Here is a 26,421-nt window from a genome sequence, read left to right on the forward strand (position 1 = left end):
GAACGGCACGCTCCGTGGTGTGAGAGGGGCTACAAGTTAGCCCCTACTTGATTATCTTGCTTCAAATTTTATAACATTTCTACAAATGCTTCAAATCTAGTTTTTAACTGTTCACTATCTGACTGAGAGTAATCAGTTTCTAATGCAAGGAATGATATTCCTTTTTCTTTAGTAACAAATTCTTTTATTCTTGCACTTTCAACTGTGAAAGTATGGCAAGCAGTTAGAGATATGTCTATAACACCATCTATCTGGAATTCGTCTATTAATTCATCAAGTAATTCTATTCTTCTGTCGTTGTTCATCATGCAAGAACATCCTATTTTTAAGTATGCTTCAGCTATTGCTTCGTATACATCTGGATTTTCTTCGTCTACTAACCATCTGTTTGATCTTGGACCACCACAGTTTTCATAAACAACAACATCTCCACCAGCTTCTTCTATTGCTGGAGCTATTTTGTTTATAGCACCTGCTATAGGAGAACCAGTTATAAGTATTCTTGGTCTATTTGATTTTTTATGTTCTTTTGAAGCATAGTCTTCTTTTATATCGTCTATTAATTTTCTAAGTTCAGCTTTCATAACTGGTCTATCAAATTTGAACTGAGTCTGATATAAAACTCTGTGTATATCCATTCCGCTCATTGGAGGTGGATTAAGAGCTCCTAGTTTGAAGTATTCCATTAATAAAGCTCTTTCTTCATTTTTATCTTTTATAGCTGCTCTTATATCGTCTTCAGTTATTGTTATTCCATAGAATTCTTCTAATTTTTCTTTGAATCTTTCTATTTCATTAGCCCATAATTTTATAGCTGCTTCATCTACCATGTTAGGAAGATGCATTATATGAGTTGGTTTAACTTTTGCCATCTGTTCATACATTTTCTTTTTACCGTCACAAGTTGTTTCAGCTACTACTATATCACTGAAGTAGAAGTATGGACATGTATCTGTTATAGCATGACCATAACTTGATTTAACCATTGGACATAGGTTTCTAGGTAATATTTTTTCTGCTTCTGGTATAGGTTCTTCACTAACACCACAAAGCCCTACTGTTACTGCACCTGCTGCTAATGCTATTTCAGCTGGGCTGAATGTACAATAAAAACCAATTACTTTTTTACCCTCATCTTTTAATTTTTTTATTGCTAGGAAACCATTTCTTCTAGCTTCTCCCCAATTTTCAAACTGTTCTGGAAGTCCTGCTGTTACCATTAAAACACACCCCTTAATCTTAAATATATAATTTCGTAATAAATAGTTACGTTTTCCATATTCAATTATATATCACTAATTTGTACAATGGTAAAAATACGTCATTTTTTATAATAGTTTATGTCTATATTTATGGATGTGTTTATAGTTTTTTTCTATAACTATATTTTTTATCTATCTCCTAAATATATTCATATAACTACTTTCTATACATTTTAACTTTTCAATAGATTTATTTACTCATTATCTCTTTCATCATTTTTTCTAAATCTTCTCCGTATCCGCTTCCTGCCCAGTTATTTGAAAGTGATTTAACTGTCTTACATTTTCCGAAAAGGTCTGCAAAGTGTCTTGGATCTTTAGGATTTGATAATGGATAACCATCTTTTCCCGCATATAAAGCTAAATGTTGTACCTGTGCTAATACACCATCCTCCCAACTATCAAATCTAGTGTGTGCGTTCTTATCCTTATCTCCTCCCCCACCAGGAGTTTTTAATCCACAAGGATTTTTAAATGAAGCATCTAGTACCCCACCAAATTTACAGTATCCAGTTTCTTTTGCACACTGTGCAACAACTAATGTAGGGTCTACACCATTTTCTACCGCTGTATTATATAGTATAGGAAGTATTTCCATAAATAAATCAGATGCATTTTTGCTTTCTGCCCATTTTTTACACTGTTCATATGTTGCTGTTTGTTTTGAAAGTATACTTAATCCACTAGATACACTATCACTAGAACTACTTGAACTAGCCCGTCTTAAACAGTCTTCAAATATACTAGAACTAAGAGTTCCTATTTTTGATATTTTATTCGCTCCCTTGAATACTGATTTATCAGATCCTTTAGATACAAGCATTAATGGAGCATCTTTTGCAATAGTTGATCCAACTAATGCATTTTTTAAATCATATCCATCTGCAACATAGTATTCTTTTGCATTTGGATAGAATTTATCTAGTATTATTTTATTAGTTTTATATCTATCTGAGCCTCCTAATCTAACTGCATTTGTAGATTTAACTAGTTTTTCAGATATAACACTAGTACCACCTATTGCGTATGTTGTTACATTTTTAGTATTGTATTCTAAATTTTTACCATTTGTAAGTATAACTGGCATACCATCCCTTGCCGCTGTAGATGCAATACTTATACTATCTGCCTCACCCTTTACACCATTTGTAAGAGCTATAGACGTTATATTTTTTAATTGAGCTATTTTATTTGCTACACTGTAACTAGTCTTATTTCTATCTGAGCCACCTAATCTCTCTACACTTATACCTTTATTTTTTAAAGTTTCTTCTACTTTTTTAGATACCGCTGCTTCAAGTCCTATTATATAAATCTTATTTACATTTTTTAATCTTTGCATTGTTTCAGTAGGTATACTATCTTTTTGTGTAAGAAGTATAGGTGCATTTGATGCACCAGACAAACCACTCGCAGATAAACCATCTGCTATAGAATTATCTAAATTTACTAATATAGCCGAACTGTAGCTTTGTTTATCAGCTATTAGCCCTGCTGTTTCGTACATATTTTTCCCCTCTATTACTTCTTTTTCAGCTGCAAAAGCTGGAATTATGCTACTCACTAGCATTGTAGAAGCCATACACACTGTCATTGTTTTTTTTAAATTCATTTTCCAAAAATTCCTCCCTTTTAGCATAATCTAACTTTTATGCTTTCTTTATTTTTTTACAATCAATCATTAAATCTCTTTACTCTATATCGACAAATTAACTTTTTAAATTAAAAAAGACTAAGATTTTAAATCTTAGCCTTTTTCTATTATTACACAATTTATATTCAGTTTCAAGGTTTACATAACACATTATTATGTAGCCATAATTTTACTATTTTATTCATTATACGCTTTTATTACTTCTTTTATAGCATTTAATGCATAATCAACATCTTCTTCTGTGTTGAAGTATCCAAAGCTAAATCTTACTGTTCCCTGAGGGAATGTTCCTAGTGTTTTATGAGCAGATGGTGCACAATGCATACCTGGTCTTGTAGATATTCCATAATTAACATCTAATTCGTGGCATATTATACCATTATCCATTCCAACAAAGTCTAAAGAAACAACAGCAGTTCTATTTTCAGTATCTCTCTTACCTACTATAAATCTTTCATCTATTTCTTCCATACCTTTTATAAATCTTTCAGTAAGCATCATTTCTTTTTTATGTATATTTTCTATACCTACTTTTTTGATATATTCAAGAGATGCATGTAATCCATATGTTCCTGGTATATTAGGTGTTCCACTTTCAAATTTATCTGGCATATATTCTGGCTGTATTTCTTCATCTGATTTACTTCCTGTTCCACCTTCTATAAAGCTATCAACCTGAGGAACTAATTCATCAGTTATTAAGAATCCTCCCATACCCTGAGGTCCTAGTAATCCTTTATGTCCTGTGAAGCATAATATATCTATATTCATTTCTTTCATATTCATTTCGAATACACCTGCAGTCTGAGCAGCATCTACTATAAATATAACATTTTTTTCTTTACATATTTTTCCTATTTCTTTTATTGGTAATGCAGTACCACATACATTTGATGCTGCTGTCATTACAACAGCTCTAGTATTTTCTTTTATAGCAGCTTCAACGTCTTTTAGGTCTATTTCTCCAATTTTATTACACTGAACTCTAGTAAATGTTACACCTCTAGTTTGTTCTAGTTTAACAAGTGGTCTCATAACCGCATTATGTTCAACTGAAGATACTACTACATGATCTCCTTCTTTTAATAATCCTTTTAAAACTGTATTCATAGATTCTGTTATATTTTTAGTAAATACAACATTTTCTGGTTTATCAAATCCAAATAACTCTGCTAACATTTCTCTTGTTTCAAGTACAACAAATCCTGCACTTAAAGCAGAAGAATATGCTCCTCTATTTACATTTCCTCCAACACTTTCTACATATTCTTTTATAGCATCTCCAACACCTGGCGCTTTCGGGAATGATGTTGCCCCATTATCACAATATACTTTTTTCATATTAATTCCCCTCCGTGTTTATTTATGATTTATATATTTATTTTCCATATATAAAATATAACATTTATATTTACTTCTATTATATCAGAATATATTTTTTTTGATAATTCTTTTGATATTTTTTAATTATTTATTATTTTACAAAATAAACGTTTTTTTCTATATCAAAACATTGAGATATAGTTTTTTTCTATAGTGTATCATATTTCTTAATCGTTGCATACAAATATGTTATTATGTGATTGGGTAATGCTTTGCCCAAAAAAGTAAACAGGAGGTACTTTCATAATGAAAGAAAAGAGAAATATCATTATCGGTGGTGCTGTTATAGGTATAATGGCTGTTATATCAGTTATGCTTGGTAACCCTAAAAACATGGGTATCTGTGTAGCTTGCTTCATCAGAGATACTGCTGGTGCTCTAAGCTTACATCAGGCTCCTATAGTACAGTACGTAAGACCAGAAATTATAGGATTCATATTAGGTTCATTTATTCTTGCATTTGCTAGCAAGGAATTCAGTTCAAGAGGAGGATCTTCTCCACTTATAAGATTCTGCCTTGGATTTATAGTTATGGTTGGTGCATTAATGTTCTTAGGATGCCCAACAAGAATGGTTTTAAGATTAGCTGGTGGTGATTGGAATGCCATAGCTGGTTTAGCTGGATTTATAGTAGGTATACTTATAGGTATAGTATTCTTAAACAAAGGTTTCACTTTAAAGAGAAACTACAAACAGTCTAAATTAGAAGGATTTATAATGCCTGCAATATGCGTATTCTTATTCATATTACTTGCAGTTAACTCTACTCTTCTTGTATTCTCTACAGAAGGACCAGGTTCAATGCATGCTCCAATATTCTTCGCTCTTGCAGTTGGTCTTATAGCTGGTGCTATATGCCAGAAAACAAGACTTTGCATGGCTGGTGGTATAAGAGATATAGTTTTATTCAAAGACTTCTATCTTGTAAGTGGATTTATAGCTATGCTTGTTGGTGCTTTCATAGCAAATTTAATAACTCATCAGTTTGCTCCTGGATTTGCAGATCAGCCAGTTGCTCATACAGATGCTTTATGGAACTTCTTAGGAATGGTTGTTTGTGGTTGGGGTTCTATACTTCTTGGTGGATGCCCAATGAGACAGTTAGTTTTATCAGGTGAAGGTAATGTTGACTCATCTATAACTATATTAGGTCTTTTAGTTGGTGCTGCATTCTGCCACAACTTCAAACTTGCTTCTTCTCCAGAAGGTCCTACTCCAAATGGAATGATAGCTATAGGAATATGTGTTGTTGTTCTTCTTATAATATCTTACTTTGGATGCAAAGCTGCTAATGAAAAAAAGGCTGCTCCAAAGGCAAATGTTAAAGTAGAAGCTTAATAAAATAGTTTTAATTTTTTCGGAATAGATATAAACTATAATATATAGCTCTAAATTTTTTATAAAGGAGATGTTTTGTAATGAGAATAGATGCTAGAGGCTTATCTTGCCCACAGCCAGTTTTAATGACTAAAAAAGGTGTTGCTGAAAGTCCAAATGGTGTTGAAGTATTAGTAGACAACATGACTGCTTGCAACAACGTTAAAAAATTCTTAAAAAATGCAGGCTTCAACGTTACAGTTGAAGAAGTAGGAGATGAAGAGTTCTTAATCTCTTCTTCAAAATAGTATGACTTATTTTTCAACATTTTTCACTCACTCTGGAGCTATAAAATTCTCTAAACTTTGTATAGATAAGGGGATACCTAGTGACTCAGGTCCAGTTCCTAGAAAGTTAAGTTCTAACTGTGGAATAGGTGTTAAATTTGAATACGATGGACCACACGAAGATCTATACATAGATGATATGGAAAGAGTGTACACTCTTGAAAATAATGTCTATACTTTGATAGCAGATTATGACTAAAAATTAGCCCTTAACTTTTATGCTGAGGGCTTTTTATTATCAATATTTATTGACATTTAAAAAGCTCTCAGAATTTTTCTAAGAGCTTTTATTATTGTATTTAATTCATATAATCATCTGTATTTACAGGTAATCCTTTTTTATCCAATCTTTCTTCTGTTATATCTTTTATTATTGAGTAGACAAATGCAAATAGCGGAACTCCAAGTAACATTCCTACTAATCCTAAGAATTTACCTGCTATAAGCAGTGCAAATAGTATCCAGAATGCAGATACACCTATTGAATCTCCTAATATCTTAGGTCCTATTACATTTCCATCAAGCTGCTGGATTATAAGTATTATTATAAGCAACCAGAACGCCTTTATAGGACTTACAAACCGGACAAGTATAACTGATGGTATTGCTCCAAAGAATGGGCCAAAAAATGGTATTACGTTTGTTACACCTACTATCACAGTTACAAGTAATGTGTAAGGCATCTTAAATATCGTTAAAACAACAAATGTTATTATCGCTATTATAAATGAATCTAATATTTTTCCTCCTAGGAATTTACCGAAAATTTTATTGGCTCTGTGAGTAAGCTCTAATATTTTATAAGAGTGTTCTCTATTAAATATTGCATAAGTTATCTTTTTTGATATAGCAAAGAATTTTTCTTTATCCTTAAGTAAATATATAGAAACTATAACCCCTAAAACTATATTCCATAAACTAGAAAGAACTATCATTATAGTATTTCCTATTACAGGTATGATATCTGTCATAAAGTTCATAATGAAATCTGTAATCTCTTTCCACTTTGATTCTAGAATTTCCATGCTAGCAGGAGTTAAATTAAACTCTTCTATAAGTTTATTTATCATTACTGTAGCATTATTCACATAATTTGGAATATCATTAAATAATCCTATTATACTTTCTAAAAGTTCTGGCCATACAAAGTGCACGAATAAATAACAAAGTGTCCCTGCCACAAAATAAGTTATTATCATAGATATAGCTCTTACCTTTGCTGGACTTTTTCCTTTCATCTTTTCAGATATTATTCTATTTTCTATAAATTTCAATATAAAATTCAGCAAATATGCTATAGCAAATCCAATTATAAACGGATATAAAATAGCTATAAAATCACTGATTTTACTTGAAAATACTTTTACTTGAGAACTTATCAAGTAAAATACTATACTGCAGGCAATCACAATAAATGAATATACCGCAACCGTCGTATATTTTCTATTCCAGTCTATCTTCATATTTCCCCTCCTCTTCTCAATAACTAGATTCTATCATAAAAACGACTTTTTTTTAACCTAATCGTTACATTGTTAAAAAAATTTTACATTTATAAAAACGCCATAAGCAAATATTAATATATTTACCTATGACGTTTTATGTATTTATATCTTATTCATTTTTTATTTATTTTATAAAATCTATATATCCCTAGTTTATTATTATGTAAATTAAACTTACATCGCTTCGTCATCTTCAAACTGAGAATTGTATAGCTTAGCATAGAAACCATCTTTTGCTAATAACTCTTCGTGGCTTCCCTGTTCAACTATATCCCCTTCGTTCATTACAAGAATCATATCTGCATCTTTAATTGTAGATAGTCTATGTGCAATTATAAAGCTTGTTCTTCCTTCCATTAAATTATCCATGGCTTTCTGTATAAGAAGTTCTGTTCTTGTATCTACTGAACTAGTTGCCTCATCTAGTATTAAAATCTTAGGATCTGCAAGTATAGCTCTTGCTATTGTAAGAAGCTGCTTCTGTCCCTGTGAAACATTACTTGCTTCTTCATCTAAAACCATATTATATCCATCATTTAAAGTTTTTATAAAATGATGAACATTGGCAGATTTTGCAGCTTCAACTACCTCTTCATCAGTTGCATCCAATTTTCCATATCTTATATTTTCTTTTATTGTTCCATTGAATAACCAAGTATCCTGTAAAACCATACCAAATGCTTCTCTAAGCTCTGAACGGTTAAAGTTTCTAATATCGTGTCCATCTATTTTTATAGCTCCACTATTTACATCGTAGAATCTCATAAGAAGTTTAACTATTGTAGTTTTTCCTGCTCCTGTTGGTCCAACTATAGCTATTTTCTGACCTTTTTTCACATTTACAGAGAAATCGTGTATTATAGTTTTGTTTTCTTTATATCCGAAGTTTACATGTTCAAATTCTATATTACCTTTTATATCATTTACATCTGCAGGATTTATAACTATCTGGTCTTCCTCTTCTTCATCTAAGAATTCAAATACCCTTTCAGCTGCTGCAGCTGTAGACTGTAACTGGTTTGCTACCTGAGCAAGCTGGTTTATAGGCTGAGTAAAGTTTCTAACATACTGTATGAATGACTGTATATCCCCAACTTCTATAGTTTTTCTTATAGCTAACCATCCACCAAGTATAGAAACCATAACATATCCTAAGTTTCCTATAAATGCCATAAGTGGCTGCATCATACCTGATAAGAACTGAGATCTCCAAGCAGAATCGTAAAGCTCATCATTTAATTTATTAAATTCTTCTGTTACCTCTTCTTCTTTGTTGAATACCCTAACTATCTGATGTCCACCGTAGTTTTCTTCAACAAGACCATTAACATGCCCTAAAAATCTCTGCTGTTTTTTGAAATATTTTTGTGATCTTCCAACAACTTTTCTAACTGCAAACATTGACAGTGGAATTATAACAAGTGCTGCTAAAGTCATTATCCAACTTATAGAAAGCATCATTATAAGTATACCAACCATAGTTGTTACAGATGTTATAAGCTGTGTTAAACTCTGATTTAAACTCATTCCAAGTGTATCTATATCATTTGTTATTCTAGAAAGTATTTCCCCGTGTGTCTTAGTATCGAAATATTTCATTGGCATTCTATTTATTTTTTCTAATATCTGATTTCTCATTTCATAAGATATTTTCTGAGAAATTCCACTCATTATATATCCCTGAACAAATGAGAACAGAGCACTTACTAAGTAAAGACATACTAATATTAAAAGTATCTTTTCTATAGCACCAAAGTCTATTCCACCTGTACCAGATACCTTTGCCATTAAGCCTTCAAATATCTTTGTAGTCGCTTTACCTAATATCTTAGGTCCAACTATTGAAAATACTGTACTTCCTATTGCAAATAATAATACTGCAATAATGGCTATTTTATATTTTGACATGTATTTCATAAGCTGCTTCATAGTACCACTAAAATCATTAGCTTTTTCCCCCATCGCAGCACCATGTCCATGACCCATCGGTCCACGTCCCATTGGTCCACCTTTCATCGGACCGCCTGGCATTCTTTTCATATCACTATTACTCATTTCCTAGCTCCTCCTTTGAAAGTTGTGATAGAGCTATCTGTTTGTATACTTCACAAGTTTTTAGAAGCTCTTCGTGTGTTCCTTTTCCTATTACTTTTCCTTCATCTAAAACAATAATCTGTTCTGCATGTAATATTGTACTTATTCTCTGTGCAACTATTAAAACTGTACTATCTCCAGTTTTCTTTTTAAGAGCTTTTCTTAAAGCTGCATCAGTTTTTAAATCTAGTGCAGAGAAACTATCGTCAAATATATAAATTTCAGGATTTTTAGCTATTGCTCTAGCTATAGATAATCTCTGTTTCTGTCCACCAGATACATTTGTACCACCCTGTGCAATCTTAGTATCAAATCCTTCTGGTTTTGAATCTATAAATTCTGTAGCCTGTGCTATTTCGGCTGCTTCTCTAATCTCTTCATCTGTAGCATCAGGATTTCCGTATCTCAAGTTAGATGCTATTGTTCCTGTAAATAATATTCCCTTCTGAGGAACATAACCAATCTTATCTCTTAAATCCTTCTGAGTTACTTCTCTTATATCTACACCATCTACTAAAATCTGTCCTTCTGTTACATCAAAGAATCTAGGTATTAAGTTTATTAATGTAGACTTACCACTACCTGTACTTCCTATAAATGCTGTAGTTTCTCCAGGTTTAGCAGTAAATGATATATCTGATAATATTTCTTCTTCTGCATCTGGATATTTGAATGAAACATTTTTAAATTCAACAACACCCTTTTTATTTCCAGAGAATTCTTTTGCATTCTTAGGATCTTCTATAGTTGGTTCTGTTTCTATTACTTCACATATACGTCCTGCAGAAACTGAAGCTCTTGGTATCATAACTGACATCATAGCTATTACAAGGAATGACATTATTATCTGCATAGTATACTGAATAAATGCCATCATATCCCCAACCTGCATAGTACCTGCATCTATACTATAAGTACCTTTGTAAACTATAAGAACTGCTATTAAGTTCATTACAAGCATCATAGCTGGCATCATACAAGACATTATTCTATTTACAAATATATTTACCTTAGTAAGGTCACCATTTGCCTTATCAAATCTTTCTTCTTCGTGTTTCTGATTGCTGAATGCTCTTATTGGCATTATACCTGTTATTATTTCCCTAGAAACTAGGTTTAATCTATCCACAAGATCCTGAACTAGTTTAAACTTAGGCATTACAAATGTAAATAATATTCCAAGTAAGAATACTATACAAAGTACTGCTACACCTATTATCCAACTCATAGATACATTTGTATTTATAACCTTAAATATACCCATCATGGCCATCATTGGAGCGTAGAATATAAATCTAAGAATCATAACCATCATCATCTGTATCTGCTGTATATCATTTGTACTTCTAGTTATTAAAGAAGCTGTCGAGAATTTTTTCATCTCTTCATTTGAGAATGACATAACTTTTTCATAAACATTGTTTCTAAGTATTTTACCAAGTGTAGCTGCTACTTTAGCTGCTAAGTAAGTAACTATTATTGTTACAAACATACTTAAAATAGCTATTCCTAGCATCTGCCCTCCAGATTTTAGTATATATTTATTCTGTAAGTTGTCTAAATCAATTCCTATGCTTTTGTACTCGTTGTTCACATATGCAATGGCACTCTGAGTTATTATACTATCCGGCATAGAGTCAAATTTTTTAAACATCTCTTTTCTAATAGAATCCAACTGTTCTTCAGGCATAGTTTTCATTATCTCTATAAGAGATTTATCCTTCATAACCATTGCTGCCTGTGGAGGCATCATTTTTAAAATACCTTCTTTTATCTTTTTACTCTCCTCACCATCTTTTTCTATAGCAAGAAGTGCCATTTCTGGCTTACCAAGTATTTCGTTTAATTTTTCATTTTTTTCTTTATCTATTTCTTTTAATACATATACATTTTCTGTTTCTAGTTTTGGATATTTTTCAACGTATTCGTCGTAATTTTCATCGCTTGTATCCCCGGATTTTACTAGTGTATATGCGTCTTCAACAGTATCTTTATCGTCATTATCGACAAACATAAGTAGTCTTTTTAATTCATTTTCTTTTATAACTTCTGGTACCGCATTTTCTATACCACCCTGCTGTATTCCGACATTAACTATCTTTGATGTGTAGTCCGGTAGTGATATATCACATAACGCCTGAATTAAAAGTAAAATTATTATAGCTACTACTGATACTGCTGATTTTTTTAAGTATTTCATTATTTTCAGCATAATCAATTTTCCTTTCGATTTTCTTTATTTTAGAGTTGTTATATTTTTTAGTTTAGTTTGTTTAAATATTATAGTTTATTATTAGTTTAGTTTTCGTATTTTTTAGCTATGTTTGTTTATATTTTCAATTATTTTTTTTAAAAGCATTTTTGTTAATAACTTTTGCTCATCAGAAAAACCTTCAAAGCACATATCATCTAATTCGTTATTTACATTTATTATCGCGTTGTATTTTTCTCTTCCTTTCTCCGTTAAAAAAACTCTCGTCTTTCTCCGATCTTTTTCATCTGCAACTTTTTTTACAAGACCTAGTTTTTCCATCCTCGATACCATTGTCGTAGTTGTAGATGCTTTTACATTTCTACAAGCTGTAAGCTCTTTTAGACTCTGTCCATCGTTGTGATACAGAGAAATTATTATATATGGCTGCCCATGATAAAGCCCTTCTTTCTTTAGATACTCATCTGTAATATTAAAATGCGCTCTAAAAAGCCTCATCAACGTCGTCGTAAGCTTATCCTCAAAATCGCCAGAATTAATCTGACATTCTTCTTTCATAACTACACCTCCTTAAAATAATTTAATTAGTTGGCTAACTATTATATTACTCTAAATCATTTTAATATACAATAATTTTTTATAACTTTTCATATTAATTTCACCCTTTTTATTATGTTTTATTTATGAAAACCTTTCTTTATAAAAATTAAAATAAATTTCTAATAAATATTTATAATTCTACAAATATCAAATATCATTAGTTGACTAATTATATTTTTTCAATCAAAAGTAAATACTCAATTAAATTTTATCTTTATATGCAAAAAAGCAGCTATGCTATTTGCATAACTGCCATTTTATATCTTTCTATATTATTTTATCTCTTTACTATATAAAATTACTGATTTTTTTCAAGTTTTTCAATTCTTTCAATTAAACTTTTTTCAATATCGCTATATTTTCTACACATATCAACCATTTCTTTAGCTAATTCTCTATATGTCATTGTGCCCATGAAATGGTCTTGAGAATGAATCAATACAAGCTCTCCACATTCCTTAGATTTCTTATCTCCTATTTTAGCCAAAGCCCCTTCTGCATCCTGTGCCTTTGAAAACTCATCATCCGATTTTTTTAAAAATTCATCTGCTTCTTTAAAATCTCCATTTTTAGCACTTTTTATAGCTTCAGATGCGTAATATTTTGCCATCCCAGAATATCCTATTACACTAAAAATACATTCCTCTAAATTTTCTTTATTCACCAAGCTCACTTCCAAACTTTTTAATATTTACTGCTCATATCCGTTTACAATTACATCTATTTTTCCAGTTGATGGATCCATAGCTAAACCGTGAACCTTTATATCTTTTGGCATTAATGGATGTTCTTTAATAGTTTTTACTGTATCTACTATAGACTGTTCAACTGAGTCAAATCCATGCAGCCATTTCTTTAAATCTATTCCGGCTTTTTCTAGAGTATCTATTACCTCTTCAGATATTCCTTTTTCTTTTATCTTTTCAATAATTTCATCTGTATTTTCATTACACATACCGCATTCGTAATGTCCTACAACCATTACCTCATCTACATCAAACTCGCATATAGATACAATTATACTTCTCATTGTACTTCCAAATGGATGTGTTACAACCGCACCTGCATTTTTTATAAGCTTAACATCACCATTTTTTATATTCATCGCACTTGGTAAAAGCGAAGTAAGTCTTGTATCCATACAAGAAAGTATTACAATCTTTCTATTTGGTTTCTTTGAAGTCGAAAAATTTTCATATCCTTTCGACTCTACAAATTCTCTGTTGTCCCTTAATATTTCATCTAATTTTGTCATTTATCTTTCTCCCACTCTATTATTTTTTAACTATTTTATTTTAATTTTAATACCCTTAAAAAAATTTTTCAATCTTAATAAATTTATAGTTTTTTTCTTTTCTATGTTATTTATTTTTTTGAAACTTTATGTTAGAATTATAAGTGTATTTTGCTTTATTATATCTAATGACAGAAATATAACAATTTATATTATAAATAAAAATTCTTGAACAAGCAGAATATTGTTATTATCACTTAATTATAATTTTATAGGAGGAAAAGTATGAGTTTAAAACAGAGATTTGCAGAATCATTCGCAAGATCTAAAACTATGTCTGGCCCAGAGAAAAAAGCCAACGAAATATTAGGTAAAATAATATTAAAGAAAACTATAGTACCTGTAGTAATAATGCTAATAGTATTATTTGGAGGTATATATCTTCACATAAATGGTTGGATAACATTCGGAATAAACATAGCAATAGCTGTAATTTCATTCTTTGTTATAAGAAAACAGGCTGAAAAATATCAGACTTTCACACCATATGTCGGTACTTTAGTATCTCTTGAAAAAAGAGACAAAAACAACTATGTTGCAATAATCAAACAGGGTAAAAAACCTATCAAATTAGAAATACGTTACGGTGGGGAAGATCTTGAACATATAAGAAGAAACCAGCTAATACAGGTAAGCTACAATGCAGAAGCTAAAATGGCAATAGTAGTTACAAACAACAACAGATAATTTTTAGAAATTCAGGCTTCTGCTTTTTAGCAGGAGCCTTTCTGTTATACAAAAGCTCTTTTTATTTTTAGGAGAGGAATTATTTGATATGAACAAACTTTTAAAATCTGACAATTTTTTTGAGCACTATTTTAGATTACTAACACTGTGCTTTTGGCCAATTATGTGGTACAAGTGGAATGTTATTTCCAGTAGAAAATTAGAATACATATTATTTTTAAGCTATTCTCTATTTGCTGGAATATATTTTATACTTTTTGTAATTAGATTTTTCAAGGCTGATGAAGAGAAAAAATCATCTATGATGTTTTACTACAGATCTAGTACCGTTGTAGCCTTTGTTGTTTCACTTTTCAGTTTTGTGCTATTTCCTAAAAACATACCTCTTTTCTACTTTAAAATATTCTCTATATGCGTTTATTTGTATTTTTCTTATAGAGAAGTTTTCAAGAAAAAGAATGATGAAGGTGTCGTAGGAATTATGTCATTTTTACTATTGTTAGCACTCACTATCTTCTACTAACAATTTTTGCTTGAGGCATTAGACAAAATCGTTTTTTTCTGTTATTATAAATGATAGAAATAAATTTTATTTAAAGAAAGAAGGAAAATTTATCATGGAAAGAAAAGTATTAGCCACTATAAATGGTAGAGAAATATCTAACATAGACTTAGATAACGCTGTAAAATCAATGCATCCACAGCAGCAGATGCGGTTCCAGAGTGAAGAAGGTAAAAAAAGATTATTAGAAGACCTTGTTAACCAGGAATTATTCTACTTAGAAGCAAAAGACAACAAAGTTGATGAAACTGAAGAATTCAAAGCTTTAATGGAACAGGTTACTATAAACATGTTAAAACAGCATGCTTTAAATCAGTTATTCATGGCTGCTATGCCAACAGAAGAAGAAGCTAAAGCTTACTACGATGAACATCAGGATGAATTCAAAGTTGACGAAATGGCTAAAGCTAAACATATACTTATAAAAGCTGACGATGAAGCTGCTTTCGAAGCTGCTGAAAAAAGAGCTAAAGAAATAGCTGAAGAAATAAAAGCTGGAGAAAAAACATTTGAACAGGCTGCTATGGACTACTCTGATTGCCCATCTAACATGCAGGGTGGAGATCTTGGTTTATTCGGAAAAGGACAGATGGTTCCTGAATTCGAAGAAGCAGTATTCAGCATGAACGAAGGTGAATTATCTGAACCAGTTAAAACTTCATTCGGATATCACTTAATAAAAGTTGAAGAACGTCACGAAGCTGGTGTATCTAAATTCGAAGAAGTAAAAGACGAAATACTAGGTAAATTAGCTCAGTTAAAACAGCTAAAAGCTTACGAAGACAAAGTTGCTGAATTAAGAGAAAAATATGCTAATGCATACACTTTAAATGACTAATTAAAAACACAAAGACTGTTGCAAAAATTGCAACAGTCTTTTTTATATACTCATATTTAATTTTCTTTTAAGAAATATCCAAATCCTACTGTCCCATCTCCACAGTGACTAGCTATTGTGCATCCAACACTGTATTCATAGAATTTAGTTATTCCTGTTCTTTTTGTAAGCTGTTCTTTTATACCTTCTAATTCTTTTTCACTACCTGTTATAGCAGCTACATGAATCTCATCATTGTATATTCTATCTTTATCTCTTTCAGCTTCTTCAAGCATCATTTCTATTGCTTTTTTCTTACCTCTAGTCTTTTTCCAAACATCAAGACCTTCTGTAGTCATTTCTATTATAGGCTTAACTCCAAAAGTACTACCTAATATAAACTGCATTCCACTACATCTTCCACCTTTATAAAGATAATCTAACTTATCCATTGTGAAGAATAATTTGTAGTGATGAAGAACTTTTTCTATCTCAGCTATTGTATCTTCAACAGAATTTCCTTCTTCTAATAAATTATAAGTGTTTCTAACTAGTCCACCTATTGCTCCACATAAATTTAAAGAGTCTATTATATGTATGTTTTCATTATTGTCGAACATATTCTTTGCTATCATAGCATTTGCAACTGTAGAAGATAATTTTGAAGAAAGTCCTATGTATATTATAGTATCTCCATTTTCTACATATGGCTCAAATGCTGCGTAGAATTCTGCTGGAGAAGGAGATGATGTTTTAGGAAGCTCTCCTGTTTTCTTCACTTTATCTAATATTTCTTTTGTAGTTATATCTATACCGTTACATAAAATCTATAAATTTCTATAAATTACTTATAAAAAACTACAAACTCTATTTCCTAATTCACCAAAGCCTATTTCACCATTCAAAGAATAGCTACTATAGTTTGTATACTTCTCCAAAGGCTTAAATTCCCGACTAACGTATCGGTACACATTTAGTTTACAGTTTAGTTGTAAGCTAAATTCTTCAAATTCAAACTTGCGTTAAAATCTCTATCAATAACATTTCCACAACATTCACATCTGTAAGTTCTCTCTGATAGACTTAATTTTTCTTTCTTATGTCCACAGTTACTACAAATTTTTGATGAAGGATAAAATCTATCAGCTACTATAAATTCCATTCCTTTATTTTCACATTTATACTCTAATTGCCTGTATATTTCATAGAATGAACAATCAGCAATTTTTTCTGATAAATACTTGTTTTTTATCATTCCTTTTACATTTAAATCCTCAACTACTATTGCTTTTGGATTTAGTTTTACAAGTTTTGTAGTTGCTTGATGAATGTTATTAAGTCTTACATTTGATATTCTTTGATATTGTTTACGGATTAAAGTTTCAAGTTTTAGTAGATTTTTGGACTTATCAGATGATTTGGTTTTCATCATCTTATCGTAATGTCTACTAGCTTTTTTCTGAAGTCTTTTTAATTTCTTCTTTTCCTTTTTGGTACTAACTCTATTGAAGTTCATACCATTTGAACAAGTCATTAATGTTTTTATTCCCATATCAATTCCAATAGGTTCAGTTTTTGGAAGATTATTTTCCTCATCTTCTACGATACAAGTAATACTCAACCAAAACTTTACTCCATCAAATGATATTTTAGGATTTTGATATTTACAATTTCTAGGAATCCTATTTTCTGCCATATCCATCCAACCTATTGATTCAATTCTAACTTTGTAATCATCGAATTTGATTTTATAAACATCGTTATAAAAACTTTTCTTTGATTTCTTTTTACTCTTAAATCGTGGATGTTCAGCCTTTTTCTTGAAAAAATTTTTATATGCTTTGCATAAATCTTTTATGGCTTGTTTTGTAACGTTGTTGTTTATTTCATTAAGCCATTTAAATTCTTCTTTTTTCTTCAACTGTGTAAATTCTTTCCTTAAATCCATATCAGAGATGAATTTTCCACCTTTTTCATAGTTTTCCTTTTCCTTAGCTAATGCCCAGTTATATGCAAATCTAGCACATCCAAAGCTTTTAAACATCAATTCCTTTTGTTCTTTGTTAGGAAATATCTGAACTTTAAATCCTTTTTCCATATAATCACCGCCTTTCTAATAATATTTTTATCTTTCTATTATTATCATGGACAGTAATTATTCTTTTTATGCAAGTTTTTTGAAAAAATTTTATAATTTTTTATAAGTAATTTATTCAGTTTTATAGAGTTTATTATTTACCATACAACGCTACTTGTATGATGCCATTTTGCTTACGCTAATGACCTCGATCTTTCGAATACGAGCGTAGACTATTTCTTCACCTACAGCATTATCTGTTTAGGGCAACCCATTTCCACTACCAATAGCTTGTAGTGTACTCCCTTGCAGGATAGTCGTTTGACCTTCCTATTTCTAGGCTTGGCGACCAAAGATCCATTGTCACGATACTTAGGCTCTCGCCATATATCATCTCAACTGTTGTTTCTGAATTTCTTCACATTCATAGAAGTTTCTTTCTATCTTCTATTGTAGTCGTTGAGCTTTAGGAATTACTGGTTTTAAAGTTGTGTCCTATGTAGATTTCTCTACATACGAGGCTTAGTTAAAATAATCTATAAAATATTTATATATTCTTGTAGCTATTTATAGATTTATTTTAACTGTTAGTTACCTTCTTTGTATACTTCCTCACCAAAGTTTATTGTTAGAGGAATTATACCTATATTCATTCTATTTACCTCTTCTATAGGTAAGTCGCAAGTACTATCTGAAAATATTTTTATTCCTTCCATTACGTCCTCCCATTATATAGTCTATTTTTATAGTCCATATCTAATTTTATAGGAAATGAATATTTTATTCAATTCTTTTTAGCTTCAAATGTTAAATTTAAGCCGTTCAACCGACAAAAAAGAGAGAAATAACAACCGCTATCTCTCCCTTATTTTTATTATTTTATTTATTATTATTTTTCACTTCTTTTATAATTCCCGCTTCTAACCTAATTATTTTATCAGCTATTACATCACAGAATCCAATATCATGAGTAACTATTATTATAGCCATTCCGTTTTCTTTTAATTTTTTTATAACATCTATTACATTTTGTATAGACTCAGGATCTAGTGCTGAAGTTGGCTCATCAAAGCATATTACATCTGGTTTTAATGCACAAGCTCTAGCTATTGCAACCCTCTGCTGTTGACCACCTGACAACTGGAAAGGATAATTATCGCCCTTGTCTGCTAGGTCTACCATTTTTAAAAGTTCATTTGCTTTTTTCAAAGCTTCTTCTTTATTTTCTCCAAATACATTTACAGGAGCTTCTATTATATTTTCTATAACTGTCATGTGAGGAAATAGGTTGAAGTTTTGAAATACCATTCCAATCTTTCCTCTTACCTTCTTCATATCGTTATTATTTTTAATAGACTCTCCATTTAATACAAGTTCTCCAGAATCAAAATCTTCTAATCCATTTATACATCTCATAAGAGTTGTTTTACCTGCTCCAGATTTTCCAACTACAACAGCTATCTCTCCGTCCTTTACATCAAATGAAATATCTTTTAAAACTTCTGTATCTTTAAATTTTTTCTTTAAATTTATAACCTCTATCATTTCGCATTCCTCCTAGTTGAAATTAAGCTCTAAACCGTAAGTTCAATATCAAAACTCTTAATTATAGTAAGAATATCTCTTTTCAAGTTTTTCAAATACTTTTGTAAGAATTGCTATGAATACTAAGTATATTAAACCTGCCCATGCAAGTGGCATTAAGCTTCCTTCTCTGTTCATCGCTATCTGAGATATTCTTAGTATATCGTTTAGACCTAATATGTATACAAGAGAAGTATCCTTTACAAGTGTTATTACTTCATTTGATACAGGCGCTAATACTCTTTTTACAACCTGAGGAAGTATTATTCTTTTATACATTGAAACTTTATCAAATCCTAAAACATAAGCTGCTTCGTACTGACCTTTGTCTATTGATTGTATTCCCCCTCTAAATATCTCTGCAAAATACGCTGTATAATTGAAGAAGAATGCAACCGCTCCTGCTGTAAATCTATCAAATGTTATTCCTATAAGTGGAAGCCCATAGAATATAACTATCATCTGAAGAAGAAGTGGAGTACCTCTCATTATAAGTATGTAAAAAGAAGTCATCTTTCTTATTATTACGTTTTTTGAAATTCTTAAAAGAGCTACTCCAATCCCAGCTGGAATTGAAAGTACTAATGTTATTGTAAATAGTGCTATAACTATTTTTATACCTTCTATCATAATTCTCATTCTCCTTCACTGCTAAATTACTAATTAATCAATAAATCTATTCCCTTTAATCTATCTTATTTGAACCATTCTGCGTATATCTTGTCAAATGTTCCATCGTCTTTTATTTCTTTTAATGTATCATTTACCTTATCTCTTAATTCTGTATTGTCTTTTGCAAATGCTACTACATAATCTTCTAATCCGAAGTTTTCTTCTAATACTTTATACTTTTCTTCACCTTTCTGTGACATATAGTATCTTATTAAAACTTCATCTCCTGCTACTGCTGAAGTTCTTCCTATCTCTAAATCTCTAAGAGCTTTATCATAAGTATCGTAAAGAACTGGTGCTCCACCTTTTAATGAGCTTACAAACTCTGTATCTGCTTCTACTGCAGCCTGAGCTGTTGATTCCTGCTGAGTTCCTACTTCTTTTCCTGCTAAATCAGCTTTAGTATTTATATTTGAATCTGCCATTGTAACTATTATCTGTTTGTTCTGAAGATATGGATCTGAATAAGAAACTATTTTCTTTCTTTCTGGGCTTAATGAATATCCATTCCATAAAACATCTACATTACCGCTGTTTAACTCTGTTTCTTTCATTGACCAGTCTATTGGTTGGAACTCTACTTCCATTCCTAATCTCTTAAATGTTTCCTTTGCTAAATCAACATCAAATCCTACTGTATTTCCATCTTCATCTAAAAATCCCATAGGAACAAATGTGTTATCAAATCCTACGATTACCTTGTTATCTGCACTTCCACTATCTTTTGATGAACAAGCTGTCATCCCTAATACCATTACCATTGCTGCAAATACTACCATCACTTTTCTTAATAATTTTTTCATTTTCGTTTCCTCCTGTAATTATATTTTTTATTCTTGCAGTTATGCAAATATTCAGAAAACCTTTCTTATGATAATTCTCAGATTTAACTCCACTTTCATTCAAGCAGTTTCTATTTTTAGGTAAATAAAAACTCCCGCACTCTAGCTAAGCTAGAGGACGGGAGTATTAATTCCGTGGTTCCACCTCTCTTCACTAGTACCTCACGATACTAGCCTCATAGAGTACAGTCCTATTAAAAAGACGATACCCTTGTACGATAACGGGTACTACCGTAGCAGCCTACATGAACTTTCTTTCTCGGTGCTATGCTCTGAGATGTGTTCGATAATTAGTTCTTGATTTCTCACACCAACCGAAATCTCTCTGAAAAGACTTTACTATCTACTATTTCTCTTCTTCGCTTTATCTGATTATTTACTCTGCTTTGTTATGTTTATTATTCTATACCAGAATAAAAATAAAGTCAACATATTTTTTGAACTTTTAAAATAATTGACTTTATTTTTGCATCATCTTTCATTTTTAAATCTTTTTGTAAATTTAATTCCACGGAACAACTTCTACTTCTCCAAAAGACCTTTCTTTTAGTCTGTTTGAATATTCTCCCTTGTACCCAATTATATATAATATCGCCAATTCTATATAATGAATACCTATTACAAGTATGTTCCAAATATCTTCAGCTGATAAAAATACTTTGTTTCTTCTCTTACTTGGATGGACAATCTTATTTCTGTAATAACTTATAAGATCTATACCATCTGCAAACTCTTCTCTTATTTCATCTGAGAAAATCTCCATCTCATCTCCTCCAAATGGAATATTGCAGATTTGAAGTAACATTCTTATATTTTTAGAGGCTGAGTTCTTATCAAACTCTGTGTCTGTAATCGTCTTAGTTTTTTCTACTAGTACTACATAAGATAGCGACTCTAGCGCTATTTGAACAGATATTATATCATTATCCATAGTTAAATTATTTAAAGACTCTATATACCAATCCACAGCGTTTTTAATAGCTGGACCATAGTAGAAGTCCTCCAATCTCCTGCACATAAGAGATAAATACTTTTCATAATTTCTATAATTTGTAAGTGTATCTGTCCAAGTAGGTAAAAATGTAAAAGGCGTTACCATTCCACTATTCCAAGCTCTGTAAACCTCGTTTTCATCCTGATATCCCCTTATACCTGAAAAAGATACATATCTTCCACAAGCAAAACTAAATGCTGTACAAATCCTATCTAAAAGCCCCATTATATTATTTGTCTTAAACAATGTACCGTCTTTCTTTCTTATCCTACCTACATGAGTTGTAACTGTACCTGATTTTTCGATAAGCTCTTCGTAAAACTCTCTTCTGTAGTCGTACCTTTTATCAATCGTTATTAAATATCCATTTAACTCAAACTCTAGTCTACCTGCAAATACTTTTTCTTTTGTCTTTATAAGTTTTCCAGGTATCTTATCTATATTTAATAAATCAAAATCTACATAGCTTACATAAGAATTTTTAGACTTTATACAATCGTTATTGATATATCCCTCTACTGATGTTTCGTTTATCCTTCTTATTGTCGCCGATGAAAGTTTGTATCCATGTATCTCTAAAACAGCATCGTCCAAACTGCACTCTTCTAAACTATCATCTGCTGTCGATACTATTCTAGCTTTAAATGTTATCGCTGATGGAGAAGATGGTTTTAAAAATATCTTTCCATTGCATTTATATTTTTTATCTAAATATACACAAAATCTTCCATCATAGACTACGATATCTTCATTGATTCCATATTCCATATTAGGGGACAATATCGCATCATTTACTGATTTCAAATTTATCACTCCTCGTATAATATGTTTAAATTAAGGATTACACCCTTACTTTTTCTTTATTTCATATATATTTAATTATATATTATCACTTATTTTTTTTAAAGTCGTTAAACTAATTTAAGCTACTTAATAATTACTGACTTATATTCTCTAATAGAGATTTTAAACTAAAAAATGGGCGAAGGAAGTTATTTTCCTCGCCCATTTTTCAGTTTTTACAAACTTTTTATTCTATATTTTGAATACTATTTATTTTCCTTTAAATCATTTGTATCCTTTATTATCTTTCCATCGCTTATAGTTATTATTCTATCTGCAGTTTCAGCTATTTCTTGGTTGTGTGTTATCATAACCAATGTCCGTTTAAATTCCTTTACTGTATCACTTAAAAGATCCATAACCTCTTGAGTAGTCTTTGAATCTAGATTACCAGTTGGCTCATCGGCAAATATTATAGCAGGTTTGTTTGAAAGTGCTCTAGCTATTGCAACCCTCTGCTGCTGTCCTCCTGATAGCTCATTTGGGAATTTTTTTATCTGATCTGTAAGTCCTACAGCTTTTATTATTCTATCTATATATACTTTATCTTCTTTTCCACCATCTAAAAGTATTGGCAGTACAATATTATCGTATACATTTATTACTGGTATAAGGTTGAAACTCTGGAATATAAATCCAAATTTTTTACGTCTTATTTTTGATAGTTCATTATCATTGTAATCATATAGACTTTTTGTTCCAAGTTTTACCTCTCCACTTGTTGGTTTGTCTAACCCTGCCATACAATGAAGTAATGTACTCTTTCCAGAACCAGAAGCTCCGATTATAGAAGTAAATTTCCCTTTTTCTATTTTTAAATCAATTCCATCTACAGCTCTAACAAGACTTTCATCTTTACCATAGTATTTTTTTAAATTACAAACTTCTAAGCTTTCTACTAAATTTAAATCTTTCATAACGGATTTTCCTTTCTCTATAAGTATTATTGATATATATATCTATATGTTTAAATTATCACTTTAAATATTTAAAAACAATAGATTTGGTCTGAACGGTAGGAAAAACGTCCTGAATGGTAAGTTTATGAATCTATATCTCTCATACCATCTGATATTTCTTTATTTTTAAAATCTCTATTTGCTAGTTTTACTGCTATTATACAAGTAGCTAATGTAACAACAGCGAATATTATCGCCTGTGGATATGGGAATGTAAAGTCCATAAAATGTTCTATACCAAAGTTTGTATATGCGTTATTGTTCCACTCAACAAATTTGAAAAGTGCATATGTAGCTAATCCTATTCCAGATAATACACTCAATAAAGCATATGTCATTGATTCCCACATATTCATTCTACTCATATCCTTAGCAGACATTCCCAATGCTCTCATTGTAAATATCTCTTTTCTTCTTTCTAGAAGGTTTGATTTAACTGTACAGAATATACTTATCGCTGCTATCATAAGTATTAGTGTTATATTTATCATACTTTCTCTAAATATATTTTTATTTGCTTGTTTTTGATCATTATAAAAACTTTCTTTTAAAATAACAGCACCTGGTATATTTTTTCTTGCATATTTTTCTATTTTTCTATTTTCTGCTAAATTATCAATATCTTTATAATCTACAGTAAGATTATTATATGCTTTAAATCCTAATAACTCTTTCATACTATCTTCAGATGTTATAACTTCAAATTTATCTGGAGAAAGAGAATCTCCATAAGATTGCCAGTCATCTTTAAGAATAGCTCCTACTCTAACTTTTACATTTCTTTTTTCTATTTTATCTCCATTATGATAATTTACACCTATATCAATGATATCCCCTACCTTTAAATTTTTATATATACTGTGGTAAGTATTTGTTTTTGTAACATCGTAAAAACTATTAAATACAGCTACATTTATATATCCATCTGTTTTTCCTAATATATCTTTAGATTTTTTTCCTTCCAACATATATGGTTCTACTTTTTCTTGTATATCTTCATTATCCAAAAATCTAAGATAACTTTCAAATTCAACTTTTTCACTTTCTTTTATTCCATAATAATCCATAAAAATTTTGTTTATATTATTTTTTTCTTCAATAAATGTAGTATCTGCATTAAAAGAAGCGCTTGTTTTTTTAATGCCATCTATACTTTTTATTTTTTCTATTTTGTCATCAGAGATTTTAAACGCCTCTACATCATTAGAAATTCCTGGTTTAAATTCCATATCATATTTATAGTATATTCTTCTTATTTTATCATCTACTTCACCTTGCATATTTGAAAAAGTATATATTATTAGATATCCACAAAGTGAAATGGTTAGAATTGATACAAGGGTTCTTGTTTTTTTAAGCCAAAGATTTCTAACTCCCATATATCTGTATATTCCTAATCTATTTTGAATAAAGTTTCCTACTTTTGATTGTTTTCCTTTATTTTTAGTTTTTAAAGAGTTTGTTACTGCTTCTATACATCCAACTCTTCCTATTTTTATAACCGGAATTATTGTAGCTAACACTATTGCTAATACTGATATAGTGATTGTTTTTGATATTACATCTAAGTCTATATGCATTTTAGGTTTTAATTGGGCTAATTCTAGTGTTGTATCTTTAAATACATTTATTCCTATTTCTGTAATACCTAACCCAACAATTATTCCTACTGTAGTTCCTATTATAGCAAGCAAAATTGATTGATATACTACCATTAATCTTATATCTCTTTTTCTTGCTCCAATAAGCCTTAACATACTTATTTCTCTTAGATATTCACCCCAAATTATATTTAACATATTAAATACTAAAAGTATGACTGTTAATATTAAAATTAAATTATTCTTATTAATATTTTCTAAATCTCTTAAATCATTTATTGAATACATTGCTGATAAGTAATTACCGTTTGGATTTACAGACATTCTGCCTAATTTCAAATCCATCATTAAATATTCTATTTTTTTACCAGCTAATAATTCATTTCCTGTAAATCTAAGTATTACATCATATGTTATTGCTTCTTTTGGTATTATATTTTTTCCTCTAAAATCACCATATGTATAACTTATTCCTCTTTCTTGTTCAACTTTTCCAGCAAGACTACTATTTAATCCCTTATACTCTCTTTCTACAATTCCAACAACCTTGAATTTTTTATTTTCAGAGTATAATCTTTCCTCTCCATTAGGAAGATTATACTTTTTTCTAAGTTCAAAAGAAATTGTCTTTCCTATAGGATTTTCTGATACACCTAAATTCTTAGCACTTTCTTCATCTAGGACTATTTCATTATTATCTTTAGGTTTATTTCCTTTAAGAATCTGACCTTTTCTATCAAAATAATTCTTTGAATTATCATTTTCTCCATTAAATGATTTTAATTCTACTCTTGTTCCATTTTCTTTATTTATTAAAAATCCTAAGTTTTGTACATTGTCCCTGTATCCTACTCTATCATCATTTTCTACCTTTTCTAACTTTTCTTTACTAATATCTACATGTTCAACATGATAATCTCCGTATGCTTTTTTATATGCTTCAACCTTATTATATGCTTGAGAAATTTTAATCATATCTATAGATAACATAAATGCTACTGTTGCTATTACTATTGCAAACATCATAACTGTTCTTGATTTATTCTTCTTCATATATAAAAGAGATAATTTTCTGTATATTCTCATAATACAATTCCCCCTTTCTTTTATATTTT

Annotated in this window: 23 protein-coding genes and 1 other annotated feature; of the genes, 5 read left to right on the forward strand and 18 right to left on the reverse strand. The window is 30.3% G+C overall.

Annotated elements, in window-relative coordinates; translation table 11 throughout:
• Window positions 1–68 precede the first annotated feature (68 nt).
• The 3 genes from DWX74_RS01435 to DWX74_RS01445 all read right to left on the reverse strand — a co-directional run bounded on the left by DWX74_RS01435 (window position 69) and on the right by DWX74_RS01445 (window position 4,257).
• Window positions 69–1,220 (reverse strand): double-cubane-cluster-containing anaerobic reductase, encoded by a 1,152-nt coding sequence (locus DWX74_RS01435; protein WP_118548376.1) that lies wholly within the window; start codon window positions 1,218–1,220, stop codon window positions 69–71.
• A gap of 232 nt (window positions 1,221–1,452) precedes the next feature.
• Window positions 1,453–2,874: a cell wall-binding repeat-containing protein gene (locus tag DWX74_RS01440; RefSeq protein ID WP_118548377.1), complete on the reverse strand. Its 1,422-nt coding sequence runs from the start codon at window positions 2,872–2,874 to the stop codon at window positions 1,453–1,455.
• 219 nt (window positions 2,875–3,093) lie between these two features.
• Window positions 3,094–4,257, reverse strand: a complete 1,164-nt coding sequence (locus DWX74_RS01445) for an aminotransferase class V-fold PLP-dependent enzyme (RefSeq protein WP_118548378.1) — start codon at window positions 4,255–4,257, stop codon at window positions 3,094–3,096.
• 288 nt (window positions 4,258–4,545) lie between these two features.
• Here DWX74_RS01445 and yedE point away from each other — a divergent pair, with 288 nt between their 5' ends.
• From yedE to DWX74_RS01460, 3 genes are all read left to right on the forward strand, one after another.
• Complete coding sequence (gene yedE / locus DWX74_RS01450) at window positions 4,546–5,637, forward strand: YedE family putative selenium transporter (RefSeq protein ID WP_118548379.1); 1,092 nt, start codon at window positions 4,546–4,548, stop codon at window positions 5,635–5,637.
• 80 nt (window positions 5,638–5,717) lie between these two features.
• Window positions 5,718–5,924, forward strand: coding sequence for a sulfurtransferase TusA family protein (locus DWX74_RS01455; protein ID WP_006439202.1), 207 nt, complete (start codon window positions 5,718–5,720; stop codon window positions 5,922–5,924).
• Window position 5,925: 1 nt separating this feature from the next.
• Entirely contained in the window at window positions 5,926–6,162 is a 237-nt protein-coding gene (locus DWX74_RS01460) for a DUF3343 domain-containing protein (RefSeq protein WP_118548380.1), read from the forward strand.
• Between the two features lie 100 nt (window positions 6,163–6,262).
• Here DWX74_RS01460 and DWX74_RS01465 read toward each other — a convergent pair whose 3' ends face one another.
• From DWX74_RS01465 to DWX74_RS01490, 6 genes are all read right to left on the reverse strand, one after another.
• On the reverse strand, window positions 6,263–7,426 hold the full coding sequence (locus DWX74_RS01465) for an AI-2E family transporter (RefSeq protein WP_118548381.1): 1,164 nt from the start codon (window positions 7,424–7,426) through the stop codon (window positions 6,263–6,265).
• A gap of 216 nt (window positions 7,427–7,642) precedes the next feature.
• The gene (locus DWX74_RS01470; RefSeq protein ID WP_330415589.1) at window positions 7,643–9,523 is read right to left on the reverse strand and encodes an ABC transporter ATP-binding protein; all 1,881 of its coding nucleotides are present in this window, start codon (window positions 9,521–9,523) and stop codon (window positions 7,643–7,645) included.
• Window positions 9,516–11,774, reverse strand: coding sequence for an ABC transporter ATP-binding protein (locus tag DWX74_RS01475; protein WP_118548382.1), 2,259 nt, complete (start codon window positions 11,772–11,774; stop codon window positions 9,516–9,518). Before DWX74_RS01475 ends, DWX74_RS01470 begins: the two co-directional genes overlap by 8 nt.
• A 102-nt stretch (window positions 11,775–11,876) precedes the next feature.
• Window positions 11,877–12,332, reverse strand: coding sequence for a MarR family winged helix-turn-helix transcriptional regulator (locus DWX74_RS01480; protein WP_118548383.1), 456 nt, complete (start codon window positions 12,330–12,332; stop codon window positions 11,877–11,879).
• Between the two features lie 340 nt (window positions 12,333–12,672).
• Window positions 12,673–13,038: a PTS lactose/cellobiose transporter subunit IIA gene (locus tag DWX74_RS01485; RefSeq protein ID WP_118548384.1), complete on the reverse strand. Its 366-nt coding sequence runs from the start codon at window positions 13,036–13,038 to the stop codon at window positions 12,673–12,675.
• 27 nt (window positions 13,039–13,065) lie between these two features.
• Window positions 13,066–13,629 (reverse strand): beta-class carbonic anhydrase, encoded by a 564-nt coding sequence (locus DWX74_RS01490; protein WP_118548385.1) that lies wholly within the window; start codon window positions 13,627–13,629, stop codon window positions 13,066–13,068.
• A gap of 264 nt (window positions 13,630–13,893) precedes the next feature.
• On the opposite strand from DWX74_RS01490, the gene DWX74_RS01495 reads away from it, so the two are divergent.
• Window positions 13,894–14,355, forward strand: coding sequence for a hypothetical protein (locus DWX74_RS01495; protein WP_118548386.1), 462 nt, complete (start codon window positions 13,894–13,896; stop codon window positions 14,353–14,355).
• 617 nt (window positions 14,356–14,972) lie between these two features.
• Window positions 14,973–15,755, forward strand: a complete 783-nt coding sequence (locus DWX74_RS11215) for a peptidylprolyl isomerase (protein WP_118548387.1) — start codon at window positions 14,973–14,975, stop codon at window positions 15,753–15,755.
• 56 nt (window positions 15,756–15,811) lie between these two features.
• Here the strand turns inward: DWX74_RS11215 and DWX74_RS01510 are convergent, their stop codons facing one another.
• From DWX74_RS01510 to DWX74_RS01555, 9 genes are all read right to left on the reverse strand, one after another.
• Window positions 15,812–16,561 (reverse strand): DegV family protein, encoded by a 750-nt coding sequence (locus DWX74_RS01510; RefSeq protein ID WP_118548388.1) that lies wholly within the window; start codon window positions 16,559–16,561, stop codon window positions 15,812–15,814.
• A 158-nt stretch (window positions 16,562–16,719) separates the two neighbouring features.
• Window positions 16,720–17,832, reverse strand: a complete 1,113-nt coding sequence (locus DWX74_RS01515) for an RNA-guided endonuclease InsQ/TnpB family protein (RefSeq protein ID WP_118548389.1) — start codon at window positions 17,830–17,832, stop codon at window positions 16,720–16,722.
• Window positions 17,833–18,398: 566 nt separating this feature from the next.
• Complete coding sequence (locus tag DWX74_RS01525) at window positions 18,399–18,527, reverse strand: DegV family protein (RefSeq protein ID WP_118548390.1); 129 nt, start codon at window positions 18,525–18,527, stop codon at window positions 18,399–18,401.
• Window positions 18,528–18,690: 163 nt separating this feature from the next.
• Complete coding sequence (locus tag DWX74_RS01530; RefSeq protein WP_118548391.1) at window positions 18,691–19,356, reverse strand: amino acid ABC transporter ATP-binding protein; 666 nt, start codon at window positions 19,354–19,356, stop codon at window positions 18,691–18,693.
• 57 nt (window positions 19,357–19,413) lie between these two features.
• Window positions 19,414–20,025 carry an amino acid ABC transporter permease gene (locus tag DWX74_RS01535; protein WP_118548392.1) on the reverse strand — a complete coding sequence of 204 codons (612 nt, stop codon included), beginning with the start codon at window positions 20,023–20,025 and terminating at the stop codon, window positions 19,414–19,416.
• Between the two features lie 65 nt (window positions 20,026–20,090).
• Window positions 20,091–20,870, reverse strand: a complete 780-nt coding sequence (locus DWX74_RS01540) for an amino acid ABC transporter substrate-binding protein (RefSeq protein ID WP_118548393.1) — start codon at window positions 20,868–20,870, stop codon at window positions 20,091–20,093.
• 150 nt (window positions 20,871–21,020) lie between these two features.
• Window positions 21,021–21,278, reverse strand: a binding site (T-box leader).
• A 133-nt stretch (window positions 21,279–21,411) separates the two neighbouring features.
• The gene (locus tag DWX74_RS01545) at window positions 21,412–22,716 is read right to left on the reverse strand and encodes a hypothetical protein (RefSeq protein ID WP_242649203.1); all 1,305 of its coding nucleotides are present in this window, start codon (window positions 22,714–22,716) and stop codon (window positions 21,412–21,414) included.
• A 236-nt stretch (window positions 22,717–22,952) separates the two neighbouring features.
• The gene (locus DWX74_RS01550; RefSeq protein ID WP_006439186.1) at window positions 22,953–23,663 is read right to left on the reverse strand and encodes an ABC transporter ATP-binding protein; all 711 of its coding nucleotides are present in this window, start codon (window positions 23,661–23,663) and stop codon (window positions 22,953–22,955) included.
• 125 nt (window positions 23,664–23,788) lie between these two features.
• Window positions 23,789–26,392, reverse strand: coding sequence for an ABC transporter permease (locus DWX74_RS01555; protein WP_286164135.1), 2,604 nt, complete (start codon window positions 26,390–26,392; stop codon window positions 23,789–23,791).
• Window positions 26,393–26,421 lie beyond the last annotated feature (29 nt).

The sequence above is a fragment of the Peptoclostridium sp. AF21-18 genome, from assembly GCF_003478825.1.
Lineage (GTDB): Bacteria > Bacillota > Clostridia > Peptostreptococcales > Peptostreptococcaceae > Peptacetobacter.

What these genes read in the sequence shown, in the direction of transcription:
- DWX74_RS01460 (WP_118548380.1), top strand. Translation starts at nt 5,926, where the DNA reads ATGACTTATTTTTCAACATTTTTCACTCACTCTGGAGCTATAAAATTC.
- DWX74_RS01525 (WP_118548390.1), bottom strand. Translation starts at nt 18,527, where the DNA reads ATGGAAGGAATAAAAATATTTTCAGATAGTACTTGCGACTTACCTATA.
- DWX74_RS01480 (WP_118548383.1), bottom strand. Translation starts at nt 12,332, where the DNA reads ATGAAAGAAGAATGTCAGATTAATTCTGGCGATTTTGAGGATAAGCTT.
- DWX74_RS01445 (WP_118548378.1), bottom strand. Translation starts at nt 4,257, where the DNA reads ATGAAAAAAGTATATTGTGATAATGGGGCAACATCATTCCCGAAAGCG.
- DWX74_RS01555 (WP_286164135.1), bottom strand. Translation starts at nt 26,392, where the DNA reads ATGAGAATATACAGAAAATTATCTCTTTTATATATGAAGAAGAATAAA.
- DWX74_RS01440 (WP_118548377.1), bottom strand. Translation starts at nt 2,874, where the DNA reads ATGAATTTAAAAAAAACAATGACAGTGTGTATGGCTTCTACAATGCTA.
- DWX74_RS01455 (WP_006439202.1), top strand. Translation starts at nt 5,718, where the DNA reads ATGAGAATAGATGCTAGAGGCTTATCTTGCCCACAGCCAGTTTTAATG.
- DWX74_RS01530 (WP_118548391.1), bottom strand. Translation starts at nt 19,356, where the DNA reads ATGATAGAGGTTATAAATTTAAAGAAAAAATTTAAAGATACAGAAGTT.
- DWX74_RS01470 (WP_330415589.1), bottom strand. Translation starts at nt 9,523, where the DNA reads ATGAGTAATAGTGATATGAAAAGAATGCCAGGCGGTCCGATGAAAGGT.
- DWX74_RS01515 (WP_118548389.1), bottom strand. Translation starts at nt 17,832, where the DNA reads ATGGAAAAAGGATTTAAAGTTCAGATATTTCCTAACAAAGAACAAAAG.
- DWX74_RS01535 (WP_118548392.1), bottom strand. Translation starts at nt 20,025, where the DNA reads ATGATAGAAGGTATAAAAATAGTTATAGCACTATTTACAATAACATTA.
- DWX74_RS01475 (WP_118548382.1), bottom strand. Translation starts at nt 11,774, where the DNA reads ATGCTGAAAATAATGAAATACTTAAAAAAATCAGCAGTATCAGTAGTA.
- yedE (WP_118548379.1), top strand. Translation starts at nt 4,546, where the DNA reads ATGAAAGAAAAGAGAAATATCATTATCGGTGGTGCTGTTATAGGTATA.
- DWX74_RS01550 (WP_006439186.1), bottom strand. Translation starts at nt 23,663, where the DNA reads ATGAAAGATTTAAATTTAGTAGAAAGCTTAGAAGTTTGTAATTTAAAA.
- DWX74_RS01435 (WP_118548376.1), bottom strand. Translation starts at nt 1,220, where the DNA reads ATGGTAACAGCAGGACTTCCAGAACAGTTTGAAAATTGGGGAGAAGCT.
- DWX74_RS01540 (WP_118548393.1), bottom strand. Translation starts at nt 20,870, where the DNA reads ATGAAAAAATTATTAAGAAAAGTGATGGTAGTATTTGCAGCAATGGTA.
- DWX74_RS01495 (WP_118548386.1), top strand. Translation starts at nt 13,894, where the DNA reads ATGAGTTTAAAACAGAGATTTGCAGAATCATTCGCAAGATCTAAAACT.
- DWX74_RS01465 (WP_118548381.1), bottom strand. Translation starts at nt 7,426, where the DNA reads ATGAAGATAGACTGGAATAGAAAATATACGACGGTTGCGGTATATTCA.
- DWX74_RS11215 (WP_118548387.1), top strand. Translation starts at nt 14,973, where the DNA reads ATGGAAAGAAAAGTATTAGCCACTATAAATGGTAGAGAAATATCTAAC.
- DWX74_RS01490 (WP_118548385.1), bottom strand. Translation starts at nt 13,629, where the DNA reads ATGACAAAATTAGATGAAATATTAAGGGACAACAGAGAATTTGTAGAG.